The following is a 17,546-nucleotide window of genomic DNA, read 5'->3' on the forward strand; positions in this document are numbered from 1 at the left end:
CGCGCCGGCTATCTTGTATGGCGATCGCGCTTGTCCGTAGTCAGGTCGATGGGTACGGTCCGCCCGTTCTTTGAAGGCGCAATCGCCTTGGCGGAAAGTTTGCAAAAGGCCACGAGGCCGCAATCAGGAGAAGGATTTAGATGAAACTGCTGCGCTATGGCGAGGTGGGAAGCGAACGTCCCGGCCTGCTCGATGCGGATGGAACGATCCGTGATCTCTCCGCTCACGTCACCGATATCGGCGGCAAGACGCTCGACCCGGCATCGCTGGCGGCACTGGCCAAGCTCGATCCGAAGTCGCTGCCGGCGGTTTCCGGCAGCCCGCGCCTCGGCGCCTGCGTTGCCGGCACCGGCAAGTTCATCTGCATCGGCCTCAACTATTCCGACCATGCCGCCGAAACCGGCGCCACCGTGCCGCCGGAGCCGATCATTTTCATGAAGGCAAGCTCGGCCATTGTCGGGCCGGATGACGACGTGCTGATCCCCCGCGGCTCGGAGAAGACCGACTGGGAAGTCGAACTGGCCGTAATCATCGGCAAAACCGCCAAATATGTCAGCGAGGCCGATGCGCTCGACTATGTCGCCGGCTACAGCGTTGCCCACGACGTCTCCGAGCGCGCCTTCCAGGCCGAGCGGCAGGGCCAGTGGACCAAGGGCAAGAGCTGCGACACGTTCGGCCCGACCGGCCCATGGCTGGTAACCAAGGACGAAGTGGCCGATCCGCAGAACCTCAAAATGTGGCTGACCGTCAACGGCAAGACGATGCAGAACGGCTCGACCAAGACCATGGTCTATGGCGTCAAGTATCTGGTTTCCTATCTCAGCCAGTTCATGTCGCTGCACCCCGGCGACATCATCTCCACCGGCACGCCGCCCGGCGTCGGGCTGGGCATGAAGCCGCCGGTGTTTTTGAAGGCCGGCGATGTGGTGGAACTGGGCATCGAGGGCCTGGGCCAGCAGAAGCAGACGTTCAAGGCGGACGTTTAGGCAGGAGCTCTTACCTTCTGCTCTTGTGGGCTCCTGAAGGAGCGAAGACGGCTTGGCGCCCTTCCTCTACCCCGTCGATCGGGGGAGAGGTGTCGAGCGAAGCGGCGACGGAGTGGGGGTCGACTGCTCGGCGAGAGACTAGGCGCTCACTGGGTCGTGCCTAATTTTCGGCGACTGTGCTCGGGGGAAGCGGCTTCCCCCACTCCGTCGCCGCTTCGCGGCGCCACCTCTCCCCCCTCCGGAGGGAGAGGAAAGGAGCGCCGGTGTGTCTACTTCAGCACCTTGCCATCCGCCCCAAACCTGTACGTCTTCGCCGGATCCGGCGTCGCATAGAGCGTGGCTCCCGGTTCTGCATCGTACACCCCAAAAATCCTGACCGTAATCAGCCCGGCCTTCTCGCAATCGAGATACAGATTAGTGTCGGCGCCGAGGTGCTCGGCATGCACCACCGTTCCCTTCCAGGCGCCGGATTTCGGATCGACGGTCAAATGTTCCGGCCGCACGCCGATGGTCTTGGCGGTTTCGCCGAGCCTGGCGCCGTCGACGAAATTCATCTTTGGTGAGCCGATGAAGCCGGCGACGAACTCATTTGCCGGCGAATTGTAGAGCTCCATCGGGCCACCGATCTGCTCGATTTTCCCTGCGTTGAGCACCACGATCTTGTCGGCCAGCGTCATCGCCTCGACCTGGTCGTGGGTGACGTAGATCATCGTCGCCTTCAGCCGGCGATGCAGCTGCGCGATCTCCAGCCGCGTGTTGACGCGCAGTGCTGCATCGAGGTTCGAAAGCGGCTCGTCGAAGAGAAAGAGCTTGGGTTCGCGCACCACGGCGCGGCCGATGGCGACACGCTGGCGCTGGCCGCCGGAGAGTTCGGCCGGCCGCCTTTCGAGATAGGGCTCCAGCGACAGCATCGACGAGGCGATGCCGATGCGGCGGTCGATCTCCGGGGCGGGCGTGCCGGCCTGCTTGAGGCCGAGGCCCATATTGTTCTTCACCGTCAGATGCGGATAGAGCGCATAGGTCTGGAACACCATGGCGATGCCGCGCTTGGCCGGCGGCGTGGCCGAGACGTCCGCGCCATCGATGACGACGCGGCCCGAGGTCGAGTCCTCCAGCCCGGCAATGACCCTGAGCAAGGTCGACTTGCCGCAGCCGGACGGCCCGACGAAGACAACGAACTCGCCGTCGTTCACTTCGAGGTTGATGCCCTTCAGCACCTCGACCGGCCCAAAGGCCTTCTTCACGTTCTCGATGTTCAGCGAGCCCACGGCTTCGTCCCTGTTCTAGAGTTTGACGGCGGTGCCACTGCGCACGCTCTCGTCGGCTGCAAGGCAGACGGCGAGCGATTTGACCGCGTCGTCCATATGTTTGGTGAGATCGAGATCCTCGCGGATCGCCTTCAGCACGAAGGCCTGTTCGAGGTCGCAGAGATCCTGATGGCCGGGTTCGCCCTCCATCGACAGCATCTCGTCGGCGTTGAGAAACTTGCCGTCCGCGCCGGTCGCCGCACTGTGCAGGCGGATGGTCGAGGTCTTGGTGTGGGTGTCGATGTCATCGGACTTCACACCTTCCTTCATGACGATCGACACGCAGCCATTGGGCGAGATGACGTCCTTCACGAAGAACGCCGTTTCCGAAATCATCGGACCCCAGCCGGCTTCGTACCAGCCGACCGAGCCGTCGTCGAACAGCACCTGCAAATGGCCGTAATTGTACATCGACTGCGCCACCTCGTCGGACAGCCGCACGCCCATGCCACGCACCTCGATCGGCTTCGCATCGGTGATCTGCAGCATGACGTCGAGATAGTGCACGCCGCAGTCGACGATCGGCGACGTCGTCTGCATCAACTGCTTGTGCGTCTCCCAGGTGTGGCCCGAGGATTGCTGGTTGAGGTTCATGCGGAACACGTAGGGCCCGCCGAGCTTGCGGGCTTCGGCGATCAGCCTGATCCAGGAGGGGTGATGGCGCAGGATGTAGCCGATCACCAGTTTCCTGCCGTTAGCCTTCGCCGCCGCGACGACGCGCCTGGCGTCGGCCATCGTCGTTGCCAACGGCTTCTCGACGAAGACGTGGCAGCCGGCCTCGAACGCCCTCACCGCATAGTCGGCATGGCTGTCGGAATAGGTGGCGATGCAGGCGACATCGGGCTTTTCCTCGCGCAATGCCTCATCGAAGGAGCGCCTGATGCCGTAACCCGACAGCCCGTCCGGCAGCGGCACGTCGGAGCGATTGATCAGCGCCGCGATCTGGAAACCTGGATTGGTATGATAAGCCAGCGCATGGCTGCGACCCATATTGCCGAGCCCGGCGACGACGACGCGAAGAGGTGTTTCAGAACTCACTTGACGGCTCCGGACGTGATGCCGCGGATCAGCTGCCGCGAGAAGATGACGTAGAGGATCAGCACCGGCATGATCGCCAGCGACAGGGCTGCCAGGATGGCGTTCCAGTTGGTGACGAATTGGCCGAGGAACAGCTGCGCGCCGAGCGTCACGGTCTTGGTTTCCTCCGACGGCGCCAGGATCAGCGGGAACCACAGGTCGTTCCAGATCGGGATCATGGTGAAGACGGCGACGGTCGCCATCGAGGGCCTGACCAGCGGCAGCACCAGGCGGAAGAAGATGGTGTATTCGGACAGGCCGTCGATGCGGCCGGCATTCTTCAGATCGTCGGACACCTGCTTCATGAATTCCGACAGGATGAACACGGCAAGCGGCAGGCCCTGCGCGGTGTAGACCAGGATCAGCGCCGTCAGCGTGTTGACCAGCCCGCTCGCCACCATCAATTGCAGGATGGCGACGGTGCCCAGCCGGATCGGGATCATGATGCCGAGCGCCAGATAGAGCCCCATCAGCGAGTTGCCGCGGAAGCGGTATTCCGACAGGGCGAACGCCGCCATGGCGCCGAACAGGAGCACGAAGAACAGCGAGGCGACGGTGACGACGAGGCTGTTCTGGAAATAGTGGATGAAGTCGCCCTGGCCGATGACGGTCGTGTAGCCGATCAAGTCGAAGGTCTTTGGCGTCGGCGGCGTCAGCGGCGCGCCGAAGATGCCGGCGCGGGACTTGAACGAATTCATGATGACGAGGATCACCGGAAACAGCGCGATTGCCGTGTAGGTCAAAAGGATCGCGTGGGCGCCGATGGTGCGGGGCACGGAACGGGTGGCGGTGCTCATCTCTCGGCCCCTCAGAACTGATAGCGACGCAGGCGCGTCTGGACGAGGAAGAGGTAGACGCAGACGCCGCCGAGGATGATCAGGAACATCATCGTGGCGATCGCCGCGCCCATATTGGGGTCGCCGGTCTGCAGCTGGAAGCCGAAGAAGGCGCGGTAGAGGAAGGTGCCGAGAATGTCGGTCGAATAGTTTGGCCCGGCGAGCGCGCCTTGCGCGGTGTAGATCAGGTCGAAAGCGTTAAAATTGCCGACGAAGGTGAGGATCGAGATGATGCCGATCGACGGCAGGATCAGCGGCAGCTTGATCTTCCAGAACTGTGAAAGGCCGGTAATCCCGTCGCATTCGGCGGCCTCGATCACCTCTTCGGGGATCGACAGCAGGGCGGCATAGATCAGCATCATCGGGATGCCGACGAACTGCCACACCGAGATCAGGCTGAGTGCGGTCAGTGCATATTGCTCCTTGCCGAGCCACGGCGTGAACAGGCTTTTCAGGCCGACGATATCCATCAGATGCGGCGCCACGCCCCACAGCGGCGACAGGATCAGCTTCCAGGCGAAGCCGACGATAACGAAGGACAGGATGGTCGGAACGAAGATCGCCGTGCGGTAGAAGGCCGCGAATCTCAGTTTCGGGCTGGACAGCAGCGCCGCCAGCATGACGCCGATCGGGTTCTGCACGATCATGTGGATGATGAAGAACCAGACATTGTTTCTCAGCGCGTTCCAGAAACCCACCGACCAGTTGGGATCGCCGAACAGGGTGCGGAAGTTTTGCAGCCCGACGAAGACCTGGTGCTGCTCGATGTTGCGGAACAGCGACAGCTGCAGCGTGCCGGCGAGCGGCAGGATCATAATCGCCGTGTAGACAAGCACGGCCGGCGCCAGGAAGATGCCGATGTGCCAGCGGAACGATCTTTTCGGTCTGATATCTGCGGCCATGAGTTCGGTCCCCGCCGTCTCTCGGTTCCAAAGGGTATCGATCTAGATGATGCCTCGATGCACGGCCCGAACATTCCTGCCCGATGCGGCAAGAACAAAGGCCTGCGACTGATCAGCTAGCCTTCCCCGATGAGAGGGTAAGGCCGGGAGGCGGTGCCGACAATCGCTATCTGAATAAGCGCACTCTGAACGAGGTAGTCCGGAACCGGCCAGGCCTGCGCCCGGCCGGTTCCGTTGCCTGAGCTCTTACTTCGCCGGCTTGTACCAGCTGTCGAGACCGGTCTGCAGCTTCTTGGCCGCGGCTTCCGGCGTATCGGTGCCGTTGATGACGTTGGCCGATTCAACCCAGGTCTCGTTCTCGAGGTTCGGCGTGCCGCGCGACAGGATCTGGTAGGTCGAGCGGATCGTCGACTTGCACTTGCCGCGCCAGGAGACGAATTCCTGCGCCAGCGGGTCTTCCATCTTCACCGGCGCGGAGTTCAGGCTGAAGAAGCCCGGCAGCGCGTTGGCGTAGATGGTGGCGAAATCCGGCGAGGCGACCCAGGACAGGAAGGTCTTGGCCGCATCGGCGTTCTTCGAAGCCGCATTCAGGCCCATGCCGATATCGGTATGGTCCGATATGTAGCAGGTGTCGCCGGCCTTCTCGACCGGCGGCGGGAAGGCGCCCATCTTGAACTGCGCCTGGGTGTTGAACAGGCCGATTTCCCACGAGCCGGCCGGATAGATGGCGGCGCGGCCGAGCGTGAACAGGTTCTGGCTGTCCGGATAGGTCTGCGCCTCGAAGCCGTCGCCGAGATAAGGCTTCCACTTGGCCAGTTCCTCATACGGCGCGACCCAGTCCTTGTCGGTTAGCTTCTGCTCGCCCTTGATCAGTGCTGCGCGGCCGTCCTCGCCCTTCCAGTAGTTCGGGCCGATGTTCTGGTAGCCCATGGTCGCGGCTTCCCAGAGATCCTTGGTGCCCATCGCCATCGGGATGTAGGTGCCGTCGGCCTTGATCTTGTCGAGCGCAGCGAAGAACTCGTCGCGGGTCTCCGGCACCTTGATGCCGAGCTTGTCGAAGGCATCCTTGTTGTAGATGAAGCCGTGGATGACCGATGCCATCGGCACGCAGAAGCTCGCCTTGCCGTCGTCGGTCTGCCAGGCGGACTTGGCCACCGGCGAGAAGTTCTCCATACCGGGCAGCGCCGAGAGATCAGCAAGGTTGCCCTTCTTGAACAGCTCGAGCGACTTGTCGAACGGGCGGCAGGTGATCAGGTCGCCCGCCGAGCCGGCGGCGAGCTTGGCGCCGAGCGCTGCGTCATATTCGGTCGGAGCCGATGGCGCGAACACCACCTTGATGCCTGGGTTCTTGGCTTCGAAAGCCGGGATCAGCTTGTCCTTCCAGATGGCAAGGTCGTCGCCGCGCCAGCTTTCGATGTTGAGCGTTACGTCTTCGGCATAGGCAACCCCGGCCGAGCCGAGAATGCTGGTGCCCAAAAGCAGTGCCGTCAGTAGTTTCGTTGTCATGCTCAGTCTCCCTGTTGACCTTTTTCAGGTTCGGTTTTGATGAGAACAGAGGCTTTTGAGCCCTTGCACCCCTCGCAAGCCTGTTTCACCCCGATGAAAATCGGGATGAACCAGGCTCTATTTCTCTGTTCGAGCATGATCTTTTCCGAAAAGCGGCTTCCACTTTTCGGGATCATGCCCCAGCGCGGAAAGGGCCGGCCGCAGCTTCTGGCCGGCCTCTTCCAGTATCTTCTGCGCCGCGTCAGTGCTGTCGGCGCCGGCGGCGAGCAGAATGGCGGTCTTGACCGCGCCGCCGCTCTTCTCGAGCAGGCGGGCCGCTTCGTCCGTGCCGCGCCCGCTGACGGCGGCGACGATGCGCGCCGCGCGGTCGCGCAGCTTGATGTTGTCGGCCATGAGATTGACCATGTAACCGTCATGCACATGGCCGAGATGGATGGCGGTCAGCGTCGACAGCATGTTGAGCGCGATCTTCTGGGCGGTGCCGGCGCCCATGCGCGTGGAGCCGGCGATCAGTTCCGGCGGCGTTTCGAGCAGGATGGCGGTTTGTGCCTGGCGCAGCAGCGCAGAGTCCCTGTTGTTGGCGATGCCGATGGTGGCAGCGCCGCGGCGGGCAGCCTCCTCGATGGCCCGCACGGCATAGGGCGTCGTGCCGCTGGCGGAAATGGCGATCAGGCAGTCGCCCTTGCCGAGGCCGGCCTCGGCGACCGCTGCCGCAGCCTCCTCGGTATCGTCCTCCGGCCCGCCGGCGAGTGTGCGGAAAGCGTCGTCGCCGCCGGCGATCAGGATAGCGATGCGGTCGCGGTGAATGCCGAAGGTGCCCGGCAGCTCCAGCGCATCGGCCAGCGCCATCAGGCCTGAGCTGCCGGCAGCGGCGTAGGCGAGCTTGCCGCCGCTGTTCAGCCTGCCGGCAATGATCTCGGCGGCCCTGGCGATGGATGGAATGGCGTGGCGCACGACCTTGGCGGCTTCGATCTGCGCATCGGCCAGATAGGAAAGGACGGTGTCCGGGGCCTGGATGTCCAGCCCCTCGGCATTTTTGTGAAGCGCTTCGGTGCGCGTTTCGGCCATCCCGGTTCCTCCAATACCATAACAATACCAAAAAAATACCACTTGTCCACACGCATTAACGAATTCGCTGGTAGGAAGGCGTCGAGTCGACGAAATATTCAGATTTTTCAATAAAATACGGCTTAATCTTTTTGAAACGGAAATTAACCCTTGGCTATTGGTATTTTATTGGTATTATCCGCCCGGAGGAGAAATCACGTGAATTTCGTGCTCGGAATCGATGGCGGCGGCACCAGCTGCAGGGCCGCCCTGGCAACGGCGGACGGCACGGTGATCGGCCGCGCCAAAAGCGGCGCCGCCAACATCCGCACCGACCTGACCGGCGCCCGCTCGAACATCGTCGAGGCCGCGCGGCAGGCGTTTCTCGCCGCCGGGCAGAATCCGGAACTGATCCCGCGGACGCCGGCCATTCTCGGGCTGGCCGGCGCCAATGTCGGCACCTACCGGCAGCAGCTCGAAGCGATCCTGCCGTTCAGCATCAGCCGCGTCGAGACCGACGCCGAGATCGCGCTGGAGGGCGCTGTCGGCTCGGGTGACGGCGCCATGGCGATCCTCGGCACCGGCACCGCCTATATGGCGCGCAGACAAGGCAAATCGCGGGCCATCGGCGGCTGGGGTTTCCAGGTCGGCGACCAGGGCAGCGGCGCCCGTATCGGCCGCGACCTGCTCGAACAGACACTGCTTGCCTATGACGGCGTTCGCGCCGGTTCGCCGCTGACGCACAGCATGCTGGCCGTCTTCCGCAACAACCCGGAAGACGTCGTCGAATTCACCACCAATGCCAAGCCGGGCGATTTCGGCGGCTTCGCACCCAAGGTGTTCGAGCATGCCGAGAAGGGCGACAGCGTCGCCAACTGGATCCTCGACAGGGTGGTCGCCGATGTCGAAGCCTCGCTCGGCGCGCTCGACCTTGCTGACGACGCGCCGCTGTGCCTGCTCGGCGGGCTGGCGCCGCTCTACGCGCCGCGCCTGTCTGCCCGCTACCAGGCACTGCTGAAGCCGCCGCTCGACGACGCGCTGGGCGGCGCGGTGCAGATGGCGGTCCGCCTTTTCGCCGGACACGCGGAGGCAACTCGATGAGCGAGGCCGCCGACCAGATCTTCGCCACGCTAAAACATCAGGCGCAAAGCGGCGCGCCGCTTTATCTGCAGCTTCGCAAGAGCATCGAGGACGCGGTCAATCGCGGCCTGATCGGGCCGGGCGACGCGCTGCCTTCCGAGCGCGACATCGCCACCAAGGCCGATATTTCGCGGGTCACCGTGCGCAAGGCGGTGCAGGATCTGGTCAAGGGCGGCATCCTGGTGCAGCGCCACGGCTCCGGCACTTTCGTGGCGCCGCGTATGGAGCGTGTCGAACAGTCGCTGTCGCGGCTGACCTCGTTCACCGAAGACATGGCGCGGCGCGGCATGGCTGTGCGTTCGGCATGGCTCGACCGCGGCCTTTACGCACCTTCGCCCGACGAGATGATGGTGCTCGGCCTGTCCTCGAGCGAACTGGTGGCGCGCGTGGCGCGCCTGCGCATCGCCAACGACACGCCGCTGGCGATCGAGCGCGCCTCGCTGTCGGCCAGCGTGTTGCCCGACCCGGCCGATATAGGCTCCTCGCTCTATGCGGCGCTGGAATTGACTGGCAACCGGCCGGTGCGCGCCGTGCAGCGCATTTCCGCCGCCAATCTCGGCGACAGCGACGCGCGCCTGCTCGAAGTGCCGCCAGGCATTGCAGGCCTGCACATCGAACGCATCTCCTATCTGGCGAGCGGCAAGGTGATCGAATTCACCCGCTCCATCTACCGGGGCGACGCCTATGATTTCGTCGCCGAACTGCGGCTGACCGGGCCGAGCGAAGAGGGCCGACCATGAGCACGACAGAGCCGACCATGTCGGCAGAAATGACCCATATGCGGCGCGAGATCGAGGAGGTCCCGCAAGCGGTCGCCCGCCTGCTCGACGGCTCCGGCGCGGTGCTGACCGAGGCCGGGCGCGGCATCAGGGAACGCGACCCGCAGTTCGTCGTCACCGTGGCGCGCGGCTCGTCCGACCATGCCGCCACCTTCATGAAATACGCCGTCGAGCTGACCGCGGGCCTGGCCGTGGCGTCTGTCGGACCGTCGATCGCCTCGATTTATGGCCGCAAGCTCAGGCTCGCCGGCTCGGCCTGCCTGGCGATCTCGCAGTCGGGCAAGAGCCCCGATATCGTCGCCATGGCCGAAACCGCGCGGGCGGGGGGCGCGCTGACCGTCGCCATCACCAACACCGCTGATTCGCCGCTGGCGCGTGCTTCGGACTATGCGATCGATATCCTGGCCGGCCCCGAGCGCAGCGTGGCGGCCACCAAGACCTTCATCAATTCGGCGGTCGCCGGCCTCGCTCTGATGGCGCACGCCACCGGCGACGATGCGCTGTTGGCCGCACTTGCCCGCCTGCCGGAACATTTCAGCAAGGCGATCGCCTGCGACTGGATGAGCGTGCTCTCTGAGACGATCGAGAAGCAGAAGTCGCTGTTCATCCTCGGCCGCGGACCGTCGGCAGCGATGGCCAATGAAGCGGCGCTGAAATTCAAGGAGACCTGCGGCATGCATGCGGAAGCCTATAGCGCGGCCGAAGTCATGCACGGCCCGCTGGCGCTGATCGGCCCCGATTTTCCGGTGCTGGCGCTGGCTGCGCGCGACGCCTCCGAACCGTCCATTGCCGAGGCCGCCGACAGCCTGGCGGCCAAGGGCGCGCCGGTGTTCGTCACCTCCGCGCTTGCCAAACGCGCCGTGCGCCTGCCGCATGTTGCCACCGGCCATCCGCTGACCGATCCGCTGACGCTGATCGTCTCCTTCTACATGTTCGTCGAGGCCTTTGCCCGCCATCGCGGTCTCGATCCGGACACGCCGCGCAATCTTCGCAAGGTGACGGAGACAGTATGAGCGATCGCTTTGCCCTGACTGGCGCCCGGATTTTCGACGGCGACGACTGGCATGAAGGCCACGCACTTGTCGTGCGCGACGGTCTCGTCGAGGCCATTCTGCCCACTGGTGCCATCCCCTCGGATATCCGCGTCGTCGACACCGGTGGCGGCCTTCTGGCGCCGGGGTTCGTCGACCTGCAGGTCAACGGCGGCGGCGGCGTCATGCTCAACGACCACCCCGATGTCGCTTCAATCGAGACCATCTGCCGCGCGCACGCGCCCTTCGGCACGACGGCGCTGCTGCCGACGCTGATCACCGACACGCCTGCAATCACGGCCGCCGCTGTCGCCGCCGGCGAGGCAGCGGCGCGCCAGAAGGTGCCTGGGTTTCTCGGACTGCATCTCGAAGGCCCGCATCTGTCGGTCGCCCGCAAGGGCGCGCATGATCCGGTGCTGATCCGGCCGATGACGGATGCCGATCAGGCGATGCTGATCGCCGCGCGGCAAAAACTACCGGTGCTGCTCACCACCATTGCCCCTGAATCCGTCGAGCCGGCGCGCGTCGCGGTGCTCGCCAAAGCGGGCATCATCGTCAGCCTTGGCCACTCCGATACCGGCTATGCCGCCGCCAGCGCCTTTGCCGAGGCCGGCGCCTCGATGATCACCCATCTGTTCAACGCGATGAGCCAGATCGGCAACCGAGAGCCTGGCCTGGCGGGCGCGGCCATCGACATCGGCACCTTGTCGGCCGGTCTCATCGCCGACGGCATCCATGTCGACCCGGCCACCATCAAGATCGCGCTGCGCGCCAAGCAGGGGCCGGCCAGGATCGTGCTGGTCACCGACGCCATGGCGACAATCGGCACCGAGATGACGTCGTTCACGCTCAACGGCCGCACCATCTATCGAAGGGACGGCAGCCTGAGGCTCGCCGACGGAACGCTGGCGGGCGCCGATCTCGACATGATCTCGGCCGTTCGTTTCATCCACCGCGTCGTCGGGGTCGAGCTTTCCGAAGCTTTGCGCATGGCCTCACTCTATCCGGCGCAAGCAATCGGTCAGTCGCACCGGCTTGGCCGATTCGCCAACGGCACGGCTGCGGATATTGTCGCTCTGTCGGACGATCTCGACACGAAGGGCGTCTGGATCGGCGGCGAAAAGGTTTTTGCGGCCGGCTCCGACACTGTGCGTTGATATCAGGTCAAGTCGGCTGACGTCATGAAACCTTTTGATTTTGAGGTCGTTGTCGGAGCGTATGTCCGAGGCGAAACCCAAATTGAAACAGGCCGACGGCATCAAACCGCGCGGTGCCTTGAAGCCGCCACAGAAAGCGCCGCGTGACCAAAGGCCACGCCACGAGGAGCTGCGCGAAAAAAAGCTGTCGAGTGCCGAAGCTGCCCCGGAGGTCGACGGCCAGCCGGGGCCACCACCGGATGCTGTCGAGCCCGATCCGCAACTGACGCCCGAAGGGGCCGAGCAGGAGCGCAAGAAATATCTGCTGCGGCGTTTCTGGATCAGCGCGCGCGGTTACTGGAGCCGGCGCGGCGACCGGCTTGCCTGGCCATTGACGATCGGGGTGCTGCTGCTGATCTGCATCAATATCGGCTTCCAGTATGGCATCAATGTCTGGAACCGTTCGATGTTCGATGCCCTCGAGCAGCGCAACGCCCGCAGCGTCTATTTCCTCAGCGCCGTCTTCGTGCCGCTGGTAATCTGCAGCGGCAGCCTTGTCGTCGCGCAGGTCTACCTGCGCATGACGATCCAGCGCCGCTGGCGTTCCTGGCTGACCACTGCGGTCATCGCGCGCTGGCTGGCAGGCGGCCGCTACTACCAACTGAATCTCGTCGGCGGCGACCACCAGAACCCCGAGGCCCGCATGACCGAGGATCTGCGCATTGCCACCGAGTCGCCGGTCGATTTCATCGCCGGCGTCCTCAACGCGTTCCTGTCTGCCTCGACCTTCATCGTCGTGCTGTGGACCATCGGCGGCGCGCTCACTTTGCCGATCGGCGGCGAGAGCATCACCATTCCCGGCTTCCTGGTCATCACCGCGATGATCTATGCCGCCATCACCTCGACCGCGATGGTGGTCATCGGCCGCAATTTCGTCCAGCTCTCCGAGCGGAAGAACCAGGCGGAGGCCGAACTGCGCTACACGCTGACGCGCGTGCGCGAAAACGGCGAGAGCATCGCCTTGCTGGGCGGCGAGGAAGAGGAGCGCAGCGGCATCGACAGGAATTTCGGCCATGTGCTGAGGCAATGGGCGCTGCTGACGGGCCAGCACATGCGCACGGCGGCGGTGTCGCAGGGATCGAGCCTGTTTGCGCCGGTCGTGCCGATCCTGCTGTGCGCGCCAAAATTCCTCGAAGGCTCAATGACGCTTGGCGAGGTGATGCAGGCAGCGTCCGCCTTTGGCATCGTGCAAGGCGCGTTCGGATGGCTGGTCGACAACTACCCGCGTCTTGCCGACTGGAACGCCTCCGCGCGGCGCGTAGCTTCGCTGATGATGTCGCTCGACGGGCTCGAGCGTGCGGAGCAGAGCGATGCGCTTGGACGCATCCAGCACGGCGAAACCGACGACGGTGCCATGCTCAGCCTCGACGATCTCTCCGTGACGCTCGACGACGGCACCGCCGTGGTCAAGGAGACCGAGGTTGCGATCGAACCCGGTGAGCGGGTGCTGGTGGCCGGCGAATCCGGCTCGGGCAAGTCGACGCTGGTGCGGGCCGTCGCGGGCCTGTGGCCGTGGGGCGGCGGCAGCGTCAATTTCCACGCCGACAGGCGACTGTTCATGCTGCCGCAACGCCCCTACATCCCCTCGGGCACGCTTCGCCGCGCGGTCGCCTATCCGGCGGCGGACAAGTGGACGATCAAACAGATCAAGGCCGCCCTCGACAAGGTCGGCCTCGCCTACCTTGCCGAAAGGATCAAGGAAGAAGCGCCATGGGACCAGACGCTGTCGGGCGGCGAAAAGCAGCGTCTCGCCTTCGCGCGCCTGCTGCTGCACCGCCCCGATATCGTCGTGCTGGATGAAGCAACCTCGGCGCTCGACGAGAAGAGCCAGGACACCATGATGGCGACGGTGATCCGCGAATTGCCTGATGTCACCATCATCAGCGTGGCGCACCGGGCCGAGCTGGAAGCCTTCCACAGCCGCAAGATCACCCTGGAACGGCGCGAGGGCGGCGCCAAGCTTGTCAGCGACATCAACCTCGCCCCACGCAAGCGCAACCTGCTGAAGCGTGCCTTGTGGGGTTCCGGCAGCCGGGCCGAAAGGCCGCGCAAGGAGTAAGGCGCCCTGCCCCAGGCACCGCCCAACTATGGTGCGTATATGTCCTTGTAGGTATCGCGCAGCACGTTTTTCTGTACTTTGCCCATGGTGTTTCGCGGCAGTTCATCGACGAAGATCACCCGCTTCGGGTGCTTGTATTTCGCCACCCGCCCGGCGATGGCGCCGAGAATTTCGGCACCGGTGATCCGTGATGACGGCGCACGCACGACGACAGCGGTGACACCTTCGCCGAAATCCGGATGGGCAACGCCGATGACGGCGCTTTCGCTAACCCCGTCGAGCGCGTCGATCTCGCTTTCGAGTTCCTTCGGATAGATGTTGTAGCCGCCCGATATGATAAGGTCCTTGCCGCGGCCGACGATGTGGACGTAGCCGTCGGCGTCGATCATACCGAGATCGCCCGTGATGAAAAAACCGTCGGCTCGGAATTCCGCCTTGGTCTTCTCCGGCATGCGCCAATAGCCGCCGAAGACGTTTGGGCCCTTCACCTCGATCATGCCGAACTCGCCCTGCGCAAGCGCTGCGCCGCTGTCTGGATCGGCGATGCGAAGCGTGACGCCGGGCAAAGGGAAACCGACGGTACCGGCGCGCCGCTCGCCCTCATAGGGGTTCGAGGTGTTCATGTTGGTCTCGGTCATGCCGTAGCGTTCGAGGATCGCGTGGCCGGTGCGCTCGCGCCAGGACTTGTGCGTCTCGGCCAGCAGCGGCGCCGACCCGGAAATGAACACACGGATGTTTTTTGCCGCCTCATGGTCCAGCCCATCCTGCTGCAGCAGGCGCACGTAGAAGGTCGGAACGCCCATCAGGGCCGTGGCACGCGGCAGCAGCGAGACGATGCGGGCCGGATCGAACTTCTGCTCGAACAGCATCGAGGCGCCGGCCATCAGGACGACATTGGTGGCGACGAACAGGCCGTGCGTGTGGAAGATCGGCAATGCGTGGATCAGCACGTCGTCTCCAGTGAAACGCCAGTGCTCGACCAGCACGCGCGCGTTCGAAGCAAGATTCTCGTGGCTGAGCATGGCGCCTTTCGAACGGCCCGTGGTTCCCGACGTGTAGAGGATCGCCGCGAGGTCATCCGGCCCACGCGCTACGTCATGAAAATCCATCGGCAGCCGCGAGGCCTGATCGGGCAGCGATCCCTGGCCGTCCCGGCCGAGCGTGACGGTGACGGCGCCCGACTTTTCCGCCAGCGCGCCGATGTCGGCCGCTCTTGCCGGATCGCAGACGACCAGGCGTGGTTCTGCGTCGCCGAAGAAATACTCCAGCTCGGCCAGCGTGTAGGCGGCGTTGAGCGGCAGGAAGACGGCGCCGGCTCGCAGGCAGGCGAGATAGAGCATGACCGCTTCCGGGCTCTTCTCGACCTGCACGGCAACGCGGTCACCGGGTTCGACATCGAGTTGCAGGAGCGCATGCGCAAGCTGCGCCGAGCGGGCCAGCATATCGCCATAGGTGAGCGAGCGGCCATCATCGGTTTCCATCAGCAAGCGCGCTGGCGCCGGCATCCGGGACCGGAACGCATCGAACAGATGATTGCTCATGAAGACTTCCCTGGGTGCGGCGGCGCCGAGCATGCGCCTGTCGCGGCATGCCTCGGCGGCGAGAGTTCGCGGTTCTTGGCCACGCCGTCAAGCCCGCCGACAGCGGTTCACGCCAGCCGCGCTCGGCGCGGATTGCGAGCAAGAAACGAGCGCAAGAGCCCGCCAGGACACGACTGCTATCGCCGAGCGCGTTTGCGGGCGAGTTCCTTCGTTTCGTCGTCCTGCTCGAAGCGCTTCATGCACATGGCGGCAGTCAACTGGTAGTGATTGAGCAGTGCCTCGACGGCACCGTCGGCATTGCCGTCCAGGGCACATTCGGCGATCAGGCGATGCTCGCCGAAATCGTCGCGCTTGACGCCTTCGCCATCAATGGCCATTTGCCGGTAGCGATACGCGTGATCGGAGAGCTGGTCGCAAAATCCCACCAGCCATTGCGACCGGCAGGCCGAAATCAGCACCCTGTGGAAGATGCGATGCAGCCTCTCCCAGTCGGGATTGAGCGAAAAGAGATCCTGCGGAGACAGACGTGACGCGCGTCCCAGGCGATGCAGCGCCAGCACGAGCTGTTCTTCCCATTCGGCGGTGCGGTGGGCGATGGATTCGCGAAGCGCCCGCTCCTCGAGCCAGCAGCGGGTGCGCGTCAGCTCATCGAGCTCCGACGCACTGACCGGCATGATGAAGAAGCCTCGCTGATCGTGCCGGCCGAGAAGTCCTTCCGAGGCGAGGCGATTGAGAGCTTCGCGGACAGGCGAGGCGCCGGCTCCATATTTGGAGACCACCCATTCGACCCGCAGCTTGCTCTCAGCCTCAAGAACACCCCCGAGAAGATCGTCCCGCAATTGCTGATAGACCGTACTGGCAAGCGTACTCTTCGGTCCCGCAGCGTCATCGTTCAGATTGGCAGCTCCGTATGTCATAGCGACTCCTTGTCCCCAAGACTTGTCCTGGGCGATTCGAGTCCGAAAGCATTCGCCTTCTCGTACTTGTACCATACAGTGCGAGCATTCGCCTGCTCAAGCAGAAGATCGCGTTATTGTACTTTAGCACGAAGGAATATGCGGCATCTAGAGCTCAATGCTGTAATTCCGCGCATTTTCACAACCTGCGGAAACTTAACATGTTTTGTATGCACGCAGGAGAATCTGTTCTTTCTGTTCTTTTGTATTCGCGCGGGATCAACTGTCTGCTGTGAGGACCCTTGAGGCCGAATCAGGCAGCTGCTCCAGATCCGATACCGTTGCGCATCAGACCATCACAAGCCTCGGCCAGTACCAGAACCTTAGCCGGCATGCCGGGCAGAACGCGGGAACAGCGCTGGTTAGCCGGCTGCGCGGTCGGCTGCCGTCCTGATCGCCTGGATGTTCTGACGGTAAGCCTCGACGCTGCCGCCTTTGAAGATGGCGGCGCCCGCCACCAGCACGTCGGCGCCGGCAGCGGTGACCAGCGGCGCGGTTTCGGCCGAAACACCGCCGTCGATCTCGATGCGGATCGGCCGGCCGCCGATCAGGGCCTTGACCCGCTTCACCTTGTCGACGATGGCCGGGATGAAGGCCTGGCCGCCGAAGCCCGGATTGACGGTCATGATCAGGATCAGGTCGAGCCGGTCGAGCACATATTCGACCACGCTTTCCGGCGTCGCCGGATTGAGCGACACACCGGCCTTCTTGCCGAGGTTCCTGATGGTCTGCAGCGAGCGGTCAAGATGCGGGCCGGCTTCGGCATGGACGGTCAAACCGTCGCAGCCGGCCTCGGCGAAAGCGGCCAGATAGGGGTCGGCCGGGGCAATCATCAGATGGCAGTCGAAGAAGGCCTCGGTGCGGTTGCGGATCGCCTTGATCACCGGCGGGCCAAAGGTGATGTTGGGCACGAAATGCCCGTCCATCACATCGAGATGGATCCAGTCGGCGCCGGCCGCCGCCACCGCTTCGACCTCATCGCCGAGTTTGGAAAAATCCGACGCCAGCACCGACGGTGCAATCAGGGTCTTTCTGCTCATGGATGCGGCCTTTCCGAGTGCCCTTCTCGTTCGGCCACTCTATCGACTGCCTAATGGGCTCCAGCCGACTTGTCGAGGGCACCGGCGCGTCGGCTGCACGCCGGAGGTGGCGTTGCGGCGTCCGCGATCCTGTTGCAGCCAAT

At 64.1% G+C, this 17,546-nt stretch carries 15 protein-coding genes; 6 read left to right on the plus strand and 9 right to left on the minus strand.

What is annotated here, in order from left to right; all coding sequences use genetic code 11:
- Positions 1-140 precede the first annotated feature (140 nt).
- Positions 141-986 carry a fumarylacetoacetate hydrolase family protein gene (locus EOB59_RS17510; protein WP_127328023.1) on the plus strand — a complete coding sequence of 282 codons (846 nt, stop codon included), beginning with the start codon at positions 141-143 and terminating at the stop codon, positions 984-986.
- 269 nt (positions 987-1,255) lie between these two features.
- Here EOB59_RS17510 and EOB59_RS17520 read toward each other — a convergent pair whose 3' ends face one another.
- From EOB59_RS17520 to EOB59_RS17545, 6 genes are all read right to left on the minus strand, one after another.
- Positions 1,256-2,254: an ABC transporter ATP-binding protein gene (locus tag EOB59_RS17520; protein ID WP_127808422.1), complete on the minus strand. Its 999-nt coding sequence runs from the start codon at positions 2,252-2,254 to the stop codon at positions 1,256-1,258.
- 15 nt (positions 2,255-2,269) lie between these two features.
- The gene (locus tag EOB59_RS17525) at positions 2,270-3,331 is read right to left on the minus strand and encodes a Gfo/Idh/MocA family oxidoreductase (RefSeq protein ID WP_128288884.1); all 1,062 of its coding nucleotides are present in this window, start codon (positions 3,329-3,331) and stop codon (positions 2,270-2,272) included.
- Complete coding sequence (locus tag EOB59_RS17530; protein ID WP_127380895.1) at positions 3,328-4,167, minus strand: carbohydrate ABC transporter permease; 840 nt, start codon at positions 4,165-4,167, stop codon at positions 3,328-3,330. The genes EOB59_RS17525 and EOB59_RS17530 overlap by 4 nt, the downstream gene beginning before the upstream one ends.
- 11 nt (positions 4,168-4,178) lie before the next feature.
- Positions 4,179-5,108, minus strand: coding sequence for a sugar ABC transporter permease (locus EOB59_RS17535; RefSeq protein ID WP_127397587.1), 930 nt, complete (start codon positions 5,106-5,108; stop codon positions 4,179-4,181).
- Positions 5,109-5,354: 246 nt separating this feature from the next.
- Positions 5,355-6,614, minus strand: coding sequence for an ABC transporter substrate-binding protein (locus EOB59_RS17540; RefSeq protein ID WP_127321312.1), 1,260 nt, complete (start codon positions 6,612-6,614; stop codon positions 5,355-5,357).
- 117 nt (positions 6,615-6,731) lie between these two features.
- Positions 6,732-7,682, minus strand: a complete 951-nt coding sequence (locus EOB59_RS17545; RefSeq protein ID WP_127397589.1) for an N-acetylmuramic acid 6-phosphate etherase — start codon at positions 7,680-7,682, stop codon at positions 6,732-6,734.
- Between the two features lie 198 nt (positions 7,683-7,880).
- On the opposite strand from EOB59_RS17545, the gene EOB59_RS17550 reads away from it, so the two are divergent.
- From EOB59_RS17550 to EOB59_RS17570, 5 genes are all read left to right on the plus strand, one after another.
- The gene (locus tag EOB59_RS17550; RefSeq protein ID WP_127808424.1) at positions 7,881-8,762 is read left to right on the plus strand and encodes an N-acetylglucosamine kinase; all 882 of its coding nucleotides are present in this window, start codon (positions 7,881-7,883) and stop codon (positions 8,760-8,762) included.
- The gene (locus EOB59_RS17555) at positions 8,759-9,541 is read left to right on the plus strand and encodes a GntR family transcriptional regulator (protein ID WP_027040192.1); all 783 of its coding nucleotides are present in this window, start codon (positions 8,759-8,761) and stop codon (positions 9,539-9,541) included. Before EOB59_RS17550 ends, EOB59_RS17555 begins: the two co-directional genes overlap by 4 nt.
- Positions 9,542-9,558: 17 nt before the next feature.
- The gene (locus EOB59_RS17560; RefSeq protein ID WP_164873926.1) at positions 9,559-10,593 is read left to right on the plus strand and encodes an SIS domain-containing protein; all 1,035 of its coding nucleotides are present in this window, start codon (positions 9,559-9,561) and stop codon (positions 10,591-10,593) included.
- Positions 10,590-11,768, plus strand: a complete 1,179-nt coding sequence (gene nagA, locus EOB59_RS17565) for an N-acetylglucosamine-6-phosphate deacetylase (protein WP_127396759.1) — start codon at positions 10,590-10,592, stop codon at positions 11,766-11,768. Before EOB59_RS17560 ends, nagA begins: the two co-directional genes overlap by 4 nt.
- A 61-nt stretch (positions 11,769-11,829) precedes the next feature.
- Entirely contained in the window at positions 11,830-13,866 is a 2,037-nt protein-coding gene (locus EOB59_RS17570) for an ABC transporter ATP-binding protein/permease (protein WP_128288885.1), read from the plus strand.
- 26 nt (positions 13,867-13,892) lie between these two features.
- Here EOB59_RS17570 and EOB59_RS17575 read toward each other — a convergent pair whose 3' ends face one another.
- From EOB59_RS17575 to rpe, 3 genes are all read right to left on the minus strand, one after another.
- Positions 13,893-15,407: a malonyl-CoA synthase gene (locus EOB59_RS17575; protein WP_128288886.1), complete on the minus strand. Its 1,515-nt coding sequence runs from the start codon at positions 15,405-15,407 to the stop codon at positions 13,893-13,895.
- 176 nt (positions 15,408-15,583) lie between these two features.
- A complete protein-coding gene (locus EOB59_RS17580) occupies positions 15,584-16,324 on the minus strand; it encodes a GntR family transcriptional regulator (protein WP_128288887.1) in 741 nt (246 codons plus the stop codon).
- Positions 16,325-16,725: 401 nt separating this feature from the next.
- The gene (gene rpe, locus EOB59_RS17585) at positions 16,726-17,403 is read right to left on the minus strand and encodes a ribulose-phosphate 3-epimerase (protein ID WP_127397126.1); all 678 of its coding nucleotides are present in this window, start codon (positions 17,401-17,403) and stop codon (positions 16,726-16,728) included.
- Positions 17,404-17,546: the final 143 nt, after the last annotated feature.

Source organism: Mesorhizobium sp. M7A.F.Ca.MR.176.00.0.0 (assembly GCF_004023165.1).
Taxonomy (GTDB): domain Bacteria; phylum Pseudomonadota; class Alphaproteobacteria; order Rhizobiales; family Rhizobiaceae; genus Mesorhizobium.

Excerpts from the sequence above, each read along its gene's own strand:
- EOB59_RS17560 (WP_164873926.1), top strand. The coding sequence starts at position 9,559 with ATGTCGGCAGAAATGACCCATATGCGGCGCGAGATCGAGGAGGTCCCG.
- EOB59_RS17580 (WP_128288887.1), bottom strand. The coding sequence starts at position 16,324 with ATGACATACGGAGCTGCCAATCTGAACGATGACGCTGCGGGACCGAAG.
- EOB59_RS17540 (WP_127321312.1), bottom strand. The coding sequence starts at position 6,614 with ATGACAACGAAACTACTGACGGCACTGCTTTTGGGCACCAGCATTCTC.
- EOB59_RS17570 (WP_128288885.1), top strand. The coding sequence starts at position 11,830 with ATGTCCGAGGCGAAACCCAAATTGAAACAGGCCGACGGCATCAAACCG.
- nagA (WP_127396759.1), top strand. The coding sequence starts at position 10,590 with ATGAGCGATCGCTTTGCCCTGACTGGCGCCCGGATTTTCGACGGCGAC.
- EOB59_RS17535 (WP_127397587.1), bottom strand. The coding sequence starts at position 5,108 with ATGGCCGCAGATATCAGACCGAAAAGATCGTTCCGCTGGCACATCGGC.
- EOB59_RS17510 (WP_127328023.1), top strand. The coding sequence starts at position 141 with ATGAAACTGCTGCGCTATGGCGAGGTGGGAAGCGAACGTCCCGGCCTG.
- EOB59_RS17545 (WP_127397589.1), bottom strand. The coding sequence starts at position 7,682 with ATGGCCGAAACGCGCACCGAAGCGCTTCACAAAAATGCCGAGGGGCTG.
- EOB59_RS17530 (WP_127380895.1), bottom strand. The coding sequence starts at position 4,167 with ATGAGCACCGCCACCCGTTCCGTGCCCCGCACCATCGGCGCCCACGCG.
- EOB59_RS17575 (WP_128288886.1), bottom strand. The coding sequence starts at position 15,407 with ATGAGCAATCATCTGTTCGATGCGTTCCGGTCCCGGATGCCGGCGCCA.
- EOB59_RS17555 (WP_027040192.1), top strand. The coding sequence starts at position 8,759 with ATGAGCGAGGCCGCCGACCAGATCTTCGCCACGCTAAAACATCAGGCG.
- rpe (WP_127397126.1), bottom strand. The coding sequence starts at position 17,403 with ATGAGCAGAAAGACCCTGATTGCACCGTCGGTGCTGGCGTCGGATTTT.